At 69.6% G+C, this 10,676-nt stretch carries 10 protein-coding genes; all 10 read right to left on the reverse strand.

The features are described from left to right. Window positions 1–184: 184 nt before the first annotated feature. Window positions 185–454: a LysM domain-containing protein gene (locus tag ABIS05_RS09845; protein ID WP_348009345.1), complete on the reverse strand. Its 270-nt coding sequence runs from the start codon at window positions 452–454 to the stop codon at window positions 185–187. A gap of 14 nt (window positions 455–468) precedes the next feature. Beyond that, window positions 469–1,152, reverse strand: coding sequence for a hypothetical protein (locus tag ABIS05_RS09850; RefSeq protein WP_348009346.1), 684 nt, complete (start codon window positions 1,150–1,152; stop codon window positions 469–471). A 2-nt stretch (window positions 1,153–1,154) separates the two neighbouring features. Beyond that, a complete protein-coding gene (locus ABIS05_RS09855; RefSeq protein WP_348009347.1) occupies window positions 1,155–1,436 on the reverse strand; it encodes a hypothetical protein in 282 nt (93 codons plus the stop codon). Between the two features lie 70 nt (window positions 1,437–1,506). Beyond that, a complete protein-coding gene (locus ABIS05_RS09860) occupies window positions 1,507–3,687 on the reverse strand; it encodes an ATP-binding protein (protein ID WP_348009348.1) in 2,181 nt (726 codons plus the stop codon). Continuing rightward, a complete protein-coding gene (locus ABIS05_RS09865) occupies window positions 3,684–4,826 on the reverse strand; it encodes a Pvc16 family protein (protein WP_348009349.1) in 1,143 nt (380 codons plus the stop codon). Before ABIS05_RS09865 ends, ABIS05_RS09860 begins: the two co-directional genes overlap by 4 nt. 802 nt (window positions 4,827–5,628) lie before the next feature. Continuing rightward, window positions 5,629–6,432 carry a hypothetical protein gene (locus ABIS05_RS09870; protein ID WP_348009350.1) on the reverse strand — a complete coding sequence of 268 codons (804 nt, stop codon included), beginning with the start codon at window positions 6,430–6,432 and terminating at the stop codon, window positions 5,629–5,631. A gap of 11 nt (window positions 6,433–6,443) precedes the next feature. Further along, the gene (locus tag ABIS05_RS09875; RefSeq protein WP_348009351.1) at window positions 6,444–6,953 is read right to left on the reverse strand and encodes a phage tail protein; all 510 of its coding nucleotides are present in this window, start codon (window positions 6,951–6,953) and stop codon (window positions 6,444–6,446) included. A gap of 18 nt (window positions 6,954–6,971) precedes the next feature. Then, a complete protein-coding gene (locus tag ABIS05_RS09880) occupies window positions 6,972–9,014 on the reverse strand; it encodes a phage tail sheath C-terminal domain-containing protein (RefSeq protein WP_348009352.1) in 2,043 nt (680 codons plus the stop codon). Window positions 9,015–9,670: 656 nt separating this feature from the next. Then, complete coding sequence (locus ABIS05_RS09885; protein ID WP_348009353.1) at window positions 9,671–10,051, reverse strand: hypothetical protein; 381 nt, start codon at window positions 10,049–10,051, stop codon at window positions 9,671–9,673. Between the two features lie 31 nt (window positions 10,052–10,082). Further along, a complete protein-coding gene (locus tag ABIS05_RS09890; RefSeq protein WP_348009354.1) occupies window positions 10,083–10,529 on the reverse strand; it encodes a hypothetical protein in 447 nt (148 codons plus the stop codon). Window positions 10,530–10,676: the final 147 nt, after the last annotated feature.

Genomic DNA, 10,676 nt, shown 5'->3' on the forward strand with positions numbered 1-10,676 from the left:
GGACGAGTGCGCGTCACGGCACTCAGAACCTGTGAATAAATCGGGCGCGTCCGAGCGGGGGGCTCAAAGAGCGCTGATCCAGGCGCAAAGCGCAGCCGTAGCTCGGGCTACGGCGAGCATTTGCAACGACGAGTGGGGCGGTTTGGGGCGGCAAGGCGGGCATGTTGGATTTCCTCTCACCCTCTCAGTTCTTCGGGAGCTGGATCTCGCTGCCGGGCAGCTCAGTCAGCTCGTGGGCCTGGAGCGCGCTGTTGGCGTCGGCGATGTGCCAGTAGCGGGCAGCGTCGGCGTAGCGTTGCTCGGCCAGCGCGTCCAGCTGGTCGTGCGCCTTCACGATTGCGGCCTCGCCGGTGGTGGTCGGCAGGCGGCGCCAGTTCAGCAGCGCGACCGGGCGGTCATCGACCACCGTCGTGTGGGTTGGCAGCTTGTAGTAGCGCGAGTTCTTCAGGAACATGGTGAGGTTCTCCGTCAGATCGGCAGGATGTCGGGCAGCGAGGCGATGCCGCGCGCCATCTGCGCGATGGCCTGCGCTTCCTTCACCGTCTTCGTGTACATCAGCGCGCCCTGAGCGATCAGGTCGTCCGAGGCCGGCACCTCCGCCACGCGCAGGCCGATCTCGACCTCGGCGCGCGACGGGTTCAGCGTGTTGTCGTATTCCTGCTCGCTGATGCGCAGCGAGGTGATGGACACCGGCAGCACCCGCGTCGGGCCCCAGATGAAGAGCAGCTTGGGCAATTGCTCGCGCGGGATGGGCCGGGTCGCGCCGGCACCGGTGGCCGACGACAGGGCGCTGCCGATTGCATCAATGGCCGCGCCGATCAGGCCGCCGCCGCCGGCCGGGTAGGCCATCTTCTCGAGCGCAGCGATCTGCGGGCCGATGCCGAAGGTGCGGGTGACGCCGGTGAACGGGCCCTCGGTGCTCAGGTCCTCCGCGGCCGACAGCGCGAGCTTGACCGAGAATTCCTCGACCGGCGGCGCGGCGGCGGCGCTGCGCTCGCCCTGCGCACGCCGGCCACGGTCGCCCTCGGCTGCGGGTGGCGTGATGCGGATGGTGCGAGCGAGCGACTCGGGGTTGAACTGGAACACCACGATGTTCGGGATCGGCCCGATGAACTGGCCGCTGTATTCGAAAAGCGCACCGTGCACGGCCATGGTCAGAGCTCCTCGCCCGAGGCCACCATGGCCTGGGTGCCCAGCCAGTCGGTTAAGCGCGCGGCGATGGCATCGGCCACCGCGCGCGGTGGCAGTGCGCCGGGCAGGGACAGCACGCCCAGGTCGGCACTGCTGCGGTCCAGGCGCATCGCGATGGATTCGGACATGCGTCGCTGCAGGCTGCGCTGCATGGCGCCGGGCAGCTCGCTGCGAACTTGCTGCGCATCGGCTTCGCTCAGGCCGTCGAGCGAGAGGTCGAGTCGATCAATCGAGATTCGATTCATTTGTGCACCCTGCGGCCTTCGGCCGGTCGCGCCGAGGGGGAATAAGCAATTGCGGGCGGCCGGGCGGTGCTCACGAGGCCTCCGGCAACAGGTGCGCATAACGCCCGAACTGGTCGCGCTGGATTTCGCGGCCGGCCTTCTCGATCTCGCGCTTGATGGCCACCAGCAACGCCGGCATGTCGACCGCCGGCTCGCCGCGGGTGGCGGCGGCGGCGTGCAGGCAGGCGTTGAACGAGGCCGAGCGCATTGCGCCACCGGCCATCTCGAAGTGCTGCGCGATGAAACCGAAGTCGATGCCGGAGACGTCCACCGCGCCCGGGAACATGCCGCGCCACAGGCATTCGCGCTCGGGTGCACCGGGCAGCGGAAAGTCGACGATGAAGCGCAGGCGGCGGGTGAATGCCTCGTCCACGTCCTTGCGCCGGTTGGTGGCCAGCACGGCCAGGCCCTTGAAGCGCTCCATGCGTTCAAGCAGGTAGCTCACCTCGATGTTGGCGAAACGGTCGTGCGCGTCCTTGACCTCCGTGCGCTTGCCGAAGAGCGAATCGGCCTCGTCGAACAGCAGCAGGCACTCAGCGGCCTCGGCGGCGTCGAAGATGCGGCGAAGGTTTTTCTCGGTCTCGCCGATGTACTTGTTGACCACCTGCGACAGGTCAATGCGGTACATCGGCAGCGCCAGTTCATCGGCCAGGGCCTCGGCGCACATCGTCTTGCCGGTGCCGGGCGGGCCGCAGAACAGGACCGCGATGCCGCCTTCGTTCCATGTCTTCGCGGTGCCCCAGTCCTGATGCACGCGACCGAGCGCGCGCATGCCTTCGACGATGGCGCGCACCTGCGCCCGCTGGCGCGGTGGCAGCACCAGCGACGCGAGCGCAAAGCGCGGGGTGACCGGTTGCGCCAACTGGCCCAGATCGAGCGTGGCTGCGGTGCGGCACAGCGCGTGCAGCGTGGACTCGTCGGCCTGAGGCAGCGCGCGCAGGGTGGTCGTCACCTGCGCGAGCGCCAGGTCGTTAAGGCGGAAGCGCCGGGCGGCCTCGGCTGCGGCGTCGCCCATGGTCGGGGGCAGGGCGCTCGCCAATTGCAAAGCGCGCTCGGAAGTGGCCAGTGGTTCGACCACGAGCGTTGGCCCGAGCCAGGCTGGTGGCAGGGCGCGCACTGCCGCGCTGTCGTGCACCGGCAATAGCAGGCGCAGCGGCAGCGCCGCCAGCGGGCGCAGCGCCTGGTCGAGCGGCAGTGCGCCGGGGTGGCTGTGCCAGTGCGGGGGCAGCAACAGGTCGGCGCCATGCAGCCAGGCCGCGCAGGCCAGGCCGCGCAACGCGGCGTGGTCGGGCCCGATCTCGGGCGACAACTGCACGATGGGGCGGCCGGTCGCGGCGGCCACGTTGCGCGCGATGGGGGCCGCGCTGGCGCCGGCGGGCAGCAGCAGCGGCACGATCTGCATCGCCGCCGGTGGCAAGGCGCGCAGCCAGGCGAGCGCGGCGGCCTGCCCGGCAGTGGCGGCAGTGGCGGCCGCGGCGGTGGTGTCGGTCGAAGGTAGCGGCCGCAGTGCTGCGGGCCAGGCGGTGTGCGGGTCGAGCAGCGCTGCCGCCACCGGCGCCGGCAGCTCAAGCGGCTGATGCCAGTCGGTGGGGGCCTGCAGCAGGCCGAAGGCGTAGAGCGGGTGTGCGGGGTCGAGGCAGGCGATCAGCGCCAGCGGCGCGTGCCACAGGCGCTGGGCAAGGGCGAGCGTCGCCCGGCCGTCCTGCTGCACGGCGCCGGCGACCGGCGCAAACGCGGCATCGGCGCGCGCGGCCAGGGCCAGTGCGAGCACGAACTGCGCGTGTTCGTCGAGGCCGGCCGCGGTGGCCACAGCCTGCCAGCCGCTGCGGGCCTGTGCGATCTGCGCACGCCGTATGGACACACGCGCGATCTCTTCACCGAGGTAGGTGGCCGCGACATCGGTGGCGAAGAAGGCCTGGCGCGCATCGTGGTGGCGCAGGCGGTCGATGCTGTCGTCGATCGGTGTGCGCGCCAGCGGCAGGCTGCGCTGGGCGCTTTGGGTGCCGCTCAGGTGCCAGCACCAAGCCAGCTCGCGGCGCAGGCGCAGCGTGGCTTCGGCCAGCCACGAGGCGGCCAGTGGATCGGCGGGCACGAGCGCGGGGTCGAAAGCGGCGGGTGGGAGCGCGCGCTTGAGCGGGGGCGCGCCATTCGGCGCCCAGGCGGCGGCGCCGGCAGCGTGGCCGTTGCCTGGGGACGCGGCGTGCAGGCTCATGTCCACAGCAGCGGCGGCGTTTGCAGCGCCTGCTGTCCGTTGACGCGCAGCACCACACGGTAGGTGCCCGGTGCGAGCGCCATTGCCTCGGGCACAGTGAAGCGCGCGGCAGTGGCGGTCGGATCGACCGAGGGTTCGAGCTGGATCACGGCCACACCGTCGAACAGCAGGGCCGCGAAGATCGATTCGTCGGGGCCGCCGAACTGTGCGCCGCTGACGATGAAGCTGCCGCGCAGGTTGGCGCCGACGGCGACCAGTGGCCCGTCGAGCGCGACGCCCGAGACCACCGGCATCAACTCGCCGAGCAGCGGCGTGCTGGTCATCGGGCGCCCGGTCGGCAGGATGCGCGCGACGCTGATCGCATAGCCGGCGGCGGCGATAGGCGTGTTCACCGGCAACTGGAAGCGGACCACGTCGCCCCGGTCCTCCGGCTCGGGCGCCAACGGCAGCAGCAGGTTGCCGCCGAGGTTGATGCGGTCGTAGCCGGCGAGGTCGATGCCGCGCAGCGCCACCCTGTCGCCCGCGACGAACTTCGCCGGCTCGATCTCCGTCAGGCGCGCACCCATCGATGCAAACACCATCACGCCGGCGTTGCCCGGGCCGACCGTCTGTACCAGCGGCGCGTAGTCGGGCGCGGCGTCGGTAGCCAGCATGACCGGCCGCACCTGGAACGCGGCCGAGACGCGGTAGCGCTCCTCGGCGCCGCTGAACAGCTTGTTTAGCAGGTCGGCGTCGGCCTCGTCGAAGGTGATCTTCAGCGGCTCCGGGTTCGCGGTCAGCGCGGCCATGCTCACCGCTGGGCGCAGGAAGTTGAGTTCCTGCAGCGCGACCAGGCCCTGGCCGAGCAGGCGGTGCGCGGCGACGGTCTCGCTCTCGTTGTCGCTGTCAAAGGCGGTCAGCAGGTAGTACAGCGTCAGCCACAGCGGTGGCTGCTGGCCCACATCCAGCGGCTGGTTGCGCATGTGGCCATCGAAGCCGATGCGGTAGAGAAACAGGTTGAGCCCGCGGGACCCCAGGTCGTCAGGCGCGTCCGACGGCCGGCCTACCAGCACCGGCAGGTTGTTCAGACGTGATGACACCCGCGTGCTGAGCAGCTCGCTCACCGCGCCGACGGCCTCGGTGCTGGCGCTCAAGGCCATGGCAAGTCTCCGGACCGGAGGTTGTGCCGGGCGGGCGAGAAGCCAGCTCCCGCGCGCGCGGTGCGGGCCTGCACCGTGAGCGCGGGCGCCGGGGCGGGCACGTGGACCGTCATGGCGACCTGGCCGATGTGCACGTCGACGTGCGGTTGCACAGGTGCCTCGGCACGCGCCGCAGCGGGTCGGGGCGCGACGGTGGCGGGACGCTGCTCGGTCACCGGTGTGGGCAAGGCCTGCGACAGCGGGCGCACGGCGGGTGCGGCGGGCGTTCCACGGGCGGCACGCTGCGCCGCCACCGGGGGGGGCGGCGTGTCGGCGCGCCGTGGCTCAGCGCGAGAGGGCGGCGTTGCACGGGTCGCCAGCTCGGTGTGCGGATCGGCCGCGCCCACCGGCATGGGCGGCATTGCTGTCGGCGCCGTGGTTGCTGTTTCTACAAGGGTTTCGGACCGCCTCGGCCGTGCCGGCGCCGTGGTCAGGACATCAGGCCCGGTAATGCCGTGGCCCGGTGGCGCCGGTTGCGCCGGGGTCGGCGATGCAGCGGCATCGGAGCCTGCCGTGGCCGGCCGGGCTGCCGGTGCTGCGGGTGTGTTGAATCGAACAGCCGGCGCGCTGGTTGGTGCCGCCGCTGGCCCCGGGCGCGGGTTGAGCCGGCCTGCGGCGGGCGCTTGCGCCACGTCGGTGTGTGCCTCAGGCTTCGGCGCAGCCGCATCGACTTCTACATGTCGTTCCAGCGCAGCCGGCGCCGGGACCGCCCGCGACGCCGCCTCGGCAGCACTGCGCGCCGCCAGCCGTTCGAAGTAGCGGGTCATGACAGTGCCCCGGCCGCGCCGATGCGGTCGAGGTAGAAGGCGCGGCGCCAGGCGGGCAGCGCGACGATCTCGGCCTCGCTCCAGTGCAGGGCCTGGGCGAGGCGCAGCACCTCGTCGAGCAACCGCAGTTGTTGGCGCGCGAACGAGTTCAGAAGCAGGTGGTCGAGCTCGATCTCGAGCGCCTGCACATGGTCGCAGTCGGGGCAGCTTGCGTCGACGCTGAGGGCGTTGAGCGGGTCGTGCTCGGCCATCACGTCGGCCAGCGGTGCGAGCCAATCGGCGCGCAGCTGAAAGGCTGGGGCGGGCGGTGCGTCGTCGACCGTGTCGACCAGCGTCCTGGCCAGTTGTTCGACATCGGCCAGCCCTTGCGACTGCCAGGCATCAAGGTCGGCAGCGTTGGGCAGGCGCAGCTGCAGGCGCTGACCGTCCGGTGTGAGCCACTGCACCGGCGTGTCGTTGCCTGCCAGCTCGCTGCAGCGCGCCAGTTCGAGTTCGAGCTCGAAGCCCGAGCCGCAGCGTTGGCACTGTGCCTGCAGGCCCTCGGTCGCGTTGGGGTCGCCCGCGAGGCGCACGGCCAGCAGCGCATGCAGCCGGCGCGCGAGTGGCCAGCGGGCCAGGCGTGCGGTCTCGGGCGGGTGGCCGTCGGCATCGCACAGGCAGAGCGCCAGCAGCGCGCTGATCGAGCGCTGCGGCGCGCGCGCTTCGAAGCGCAGGTCGAGATCGGCCGCAGCGCTGCCGAAGGCGCGCGCATGCCAGGCCGCCGCAGGCCCGGAGTCGACGACGCTGGCGGTGTGCGTCACGACGGGAGCCCTTACGCGGCCTCGCTCGGCTCGGTGGTGGCCTCGTCGCGCAGGAAGCCTTCGAGCTCGAGCTTCAGGTGCTCGATCGCCACCGCGTTCGCGTTCGCGTCGAGATCGGGCATCGCGGTGAACTCGCTGACCCAGCAGCGGAACAGGAAGTAGCGGATCGCCACCTGGCCGCGCTCGTTCAGCACTTCGAGCGTCAGGTCTTTCTTGTAGTTGACCAGGTCCATGCTCGGGTCACCCTGGTAGCTGTGCACCAGCTGTGCCCACTTCTCGAACTCGAGGTCGTGCGTGATCCCGCGCTCAAGCGTCACCGCCTCGTAGCTCGAGCGTCCTGGCGACTTGTGGTCGAAAGCGTTCTCGCCGCCGCTGCGGTGCTTGACGACCTCGGTCGTGCGCTTGAGTGCGCTCACCTTGCTGATGCCGAGCACGGGCTTGCCGTCCCACAGCAGCTTGAACTTGAAGTTCTTGTACGGATCGATGCGGTGGGTGTTGACCACAAAACCGGTGTTCGCCATGAGGCTCTCCCTGAAGGATTACAGATCACCAGCGATCTGCTGGATCTTGATGACGACGAACTCGGCCGGCTTCAGCGGCGCGAAGCCCACCTGGATGTTGATGATTCCGAGGTTGCGGTCGGCCTGCGTGGTGGTCTCGGCGTCGCACTTGACGTAGAACGCCTCCTTGGGTGAGGCACCCTGGAACGCGCCCTGGCGGAACAAGCCCATCATGTAGGCGCCGACGTTGAGCCGAACGCGCGCCCACAGCGGCTCGTCGTTCGGTTCGAACACCACCCACTTGGTGCCGCGAAAGAGCGATTCCTCCAGCATCAGCGCGAGGCGGCGGATCGATGTGTACTTCCATTCCGAGCCGGCCTGATCGGCGCCGTCAAGCGTGCGCGCGCCCCAGGACACGCTGCCGTAGATCGGGAACACGCGCAGGCAGTTGATGGCCAGCGGGTTGAGCACGCCGTTTTCCATGTCGGTCAGGCGGATGTCCATGGCCGAGATGCCCCGCAGCACGGCCTCGATGCCGGCCGGCGCCTTCCAGACGCCGCGCTCGGTGTCGGTGCGGGCGAACACGCCGGCGAGCGTGCCGCTGGTGCCCACGTTGCGCAGGCGGAAGCCGTTCACGGGGTCCGGGATCTGGATGCGCGGAAAGAACACCGCGGCGTTGCGGCTGCGGAAGTTGGCGTGCGTGTCGAGCCAGTCCTTCATCTCGGTGACGGTGTTCACCGTCTGCGGGATGTCGAGCATGAAGAACGCACGCTCCAGCGAACAGAAGCCAATGGCCTGCGCGACGATCTGCTGCATCTGCGCTTCGCCGTTGGTCTCCGGCACGATGGACGCGGCGCGCGGGATGCACAGCAGGTTGAACAAGTCGGCTTTGCGCAGCGCGAACATGCCGCGGTCGTTTGCGTCAGCCACTGCGCCCACCAGCGCGTCGGCGTTGGGCGGCACGCCGTCGCCGCCTTCGACGCCCGAGATCAGCGCACCGGCCGCCAGGGCGACCACGCCGAGTTCGTACAACTGAACGTTGCGCAGGCGCGCCAGTGCGTTGAGCAAGCCCAAGTCGTTGCTGAGCGTGCCGCCACCGACCTCGGTGAGCGTGATGAGATCGGCAAAAGAACGGGCTGGATCGCCCTTGCCGGCGTTGATCACCAGGTGGCTGGTGAACGTGCCGGGGCCGGTTGGGTAGGTGGCCACGTGCACCGTGGCACCGGTCAGGCAGGGCGGCGTCGGCGTGCCCAGTGCCGGCGGAACGGCAGTCGCGTCGACCGCAGTGCGGATCGCCTGCTCCAGCCGCGAGGCCAGTTGAATCAGACTGGTCACGGTGCCGACCGACCAGGTGGGCAGCGTGGCGTTGAAGGCACCGGAGCCGCCAACCGCGATGGCGAGTTGGGTGGCGCTCATGGCGTCGAAGTCGACAGTCGCCAGCGCCGCCACGTCGTCGCCGGTCAGGCCGGTCGGCGCCGGGATGTTGGTGCTCAAGGCCTCGACGCTGAAGTTCTGCGCGTCGGCATTGACCACCGACTCGACGAAGCGGGTGCTCAACGGATCGATCGACACGTTGAGGAAGCGCTCCTGGCCCAGCACCGCGGCGCCGGGCGCATCGGACACATAGCGCGTGACGCTCAGGTTGAACAGCGTGCGCGGGTCGCTGGTACGGTGGTCGATCTCCGCGCGCAGCGTGTTGCCCCACACGCCGGCGCTGGCTGCCGAGACGCGCAAGGCGTCGGTGCCCGGCGCGTCGAGCTCACCGATCATCACGCTGGCCGTGCTCAACAGCACGTTGGGCACGCTGACCAGATCTTCGCTCGCGCAGCGAACCACCAGTGCCGACGAGCCGCCGTTCAGGAAGAACTGCGAAATGGCATAGCTGGCTTCGCTGCGATCATCGAGCCCGCCAAAGGTGCGCTCGAAATCGGCCATCCCGAAGACCTCGACCGCGCGGTCCATCGGGCCCTGGCGGAAGAAATCGACAAAGGCAGTGATCGATGTGCCGACGCTCGTGATCGTGCGCACGCCGCTCGGCACTTCTTCGACGTACACGCCGGGGTAGGTCAAGGCTACAGGCATGGTTCGCTCCTGGTTGCTGCGCGGTTGGCGCGCGTTCTGTCGTTCGTTGCCGCGGGCTGCGGCCGGCTCGTTCGGTTCTCGTCGCTGCGTCGGCGGTCACGGCACCATCAGTCGCCCGACAAGGTCTGCGGCGAGAGGCCGGAATATCCCGCTGGACCAGTCACCGCAACAGCGCCGAGGGCACGAGCAAGCGGCCCGGATATGCACGTCCTCATCGCACCTCTCCTTCGCGTCACCAGGATCAGCGTCGACTCGCCACTGACCCTGTGGAAGCATTCGTAGGGAGTTTGCCGCTCGCAGTTCGGACGCGCTTCCATAAACCTACGGACGACGCTCCGGGCAGAGGACGGCCATTGGGCGCGATGCCGGCGGAGTTCGCCCGACTCCAATCGAACGGCAGCTTCGCGGCGTTCAGATCCGCTGGCTCTGTGTCGGCAGTGGGTCGATCGCCAGCTCGAAGACCCAGATCGCCACCCCGGGCACCCGCCATGCCCGAAGGCGGGCCGCTGAAGTCCTGGATGCAAGTCAGTGATCACCGGCTCGACCGTCGCGCCAGTCGCTCGCCTTTGGCTCCCTTGGTGGCACGTCGGCCGCAGGGCCGCCGCTGCTCATGGTGTTCGGTCGGCTGCGCTGCAACCGCTGCGCCAGGCGAGCTGTCACATCACGCCCAGCTCCATGGTGTTGAACACCAGCCGCATGCGTTCGGGGGACACCCCCAGGCGGGCCAGGTCGACCAGGGTGGCGATGGTGTCCTGCTGCTGCTTGGGATCGGGCACCGTGGGCACGATGAAGCAGTCGAAGTCCTCATGGCTGCCGCCGTACTGCGCCATCAGGTCCATCAGGTCGTCCACCGTGCTGGCGCCGATGGCGACGACGGCACTGTCGATCGAGAGCAGGTATTCCTGCAGCATGGCGAACTGGTCCCCGCGCAGCGACGCCTGGCCTTCGGTGCCGGCGTTGTTGGTCTCTACCGCGATGTACTCCGCGCCGGGGATGCGCGGCAGCAGGAGGTGGCGGGCGAGCGTGGTCTTGCCCACGTTGCCGGAGAAGTTGATATGACGGCGAGTTTCATGGGTTCTCCTTTGCGCGCATGAGGGGGTTGCTGCTCTTCGCCTGGGCGTAGGTCGCGGCGGCGTCCTTGCCCGAGGCTGGAAGATCGAGGAATGCTGGTGCTGTGGCGGTCGCGGGCGGGGCGGCCACCTGAGCGGGCGCGAGTCTCTGGGAACGCGCCGATGCCAGCTGTGTGGCCGGCACGGCGCGCATGGCCTCCCGGCGCACCGTGCTGATGCTGACCGTGACACCGACGGCGGCGAGCGCCTGCTGGATCGCTTCCAGCGTGTAGCCCTGGGCCCGAAGGCCGAGGATCTGTGGGAGGTAGTGACGGGCCTTGCGGCTGAGACGTCCCGGCACTTCGGTCGGCTGGAGCGTCGCGATGCCCATCGGTGCCACGCCCGCTCGCTGCACTGCCGGTTTCTGTTCACCCGTTGCCGGTGAATGTTCGCTGTCTGTTCGCATTTGCCGCTCCGCGTTCGGATAGGCATCGCAACGTGCGGTCTGCGTTCACAACTGCCGCTGTTTGCCGGTCGCTGTTCGGTCGCGTTCATATTGATGGACGCGGTGCGGTGCGACGCGCTGATTTCCGGCTGCGTTTCAGCGGCGGCT

The sequence above is a fragment of the Roseateles sp. genome (assembly GCF_039929605.1).
GTDB lineage: Bacteria > Pseudomonadota > Gammaproteobacteria > Burkholderiales > Burkholderiaceae_C > Pelomonas.

Bases quoted from the DNA above. Each gene is read 5' to 3' on its own strand.
- ABIS05_RS09890 (WP_348009354.1), bottom strand. From the start codon at position 10,529: ATGCGAACAGACAGCGAACATTCACCGGCAACGGGTGAACAGAAACCG.
- ABIS05_RS09865 (WP_348009349.1), bottom strand. From the start codon at position 4,826: ATGGCCTTGAGCGCCAGCACCGAGGCCGTCGGCGCGGTGAGCGAGCTG.
- ABIS05_RS09845 (WP_348009345.1), bottom strand. From the start codon at position 454: ATGTTCCTGAAGAACTCGCGCTACTACAAGCTGCCAACCCACACGACG.
- ABIS05_RS09880 (WP_348009352.1), bottom strand. From the start codon at position 9,014: ATGCCTGTAGCCTTGACCTACCCCGGCGTGTACGTCGAAGAAGTGCCG.
- ABIS05_RS09875 (WP_348009351.1), bottom strand. From the start codon at position 6,953: ATGGCGAACACCGGTTTTGTGGTCAACACCCACCGCATCGATCCGTAC.
- ABIS05_RS09855 (WP_348009347.1), bottom strand. From the start codon at position 1,436: ATGAATCGAATCTCGATTGATCGACTCGACCTCTCGCTCGACGGCCTG.
- ABIS05_RS09860 (WP_348009348.1), bottom strand. From the start codon at position 3,687: ATGAGCCTGCACGCCGCGTCCCCAGGCAACGGCCACGCTGCCGGCGCC.
- ABIS05_RS09850 (WP_348009346.1), bottom strand. From the start codon at position 1,152: ATGGCCGTGCACGGTGCGCTTTTCGAATACAGCGGCCAGTTCATCGGG.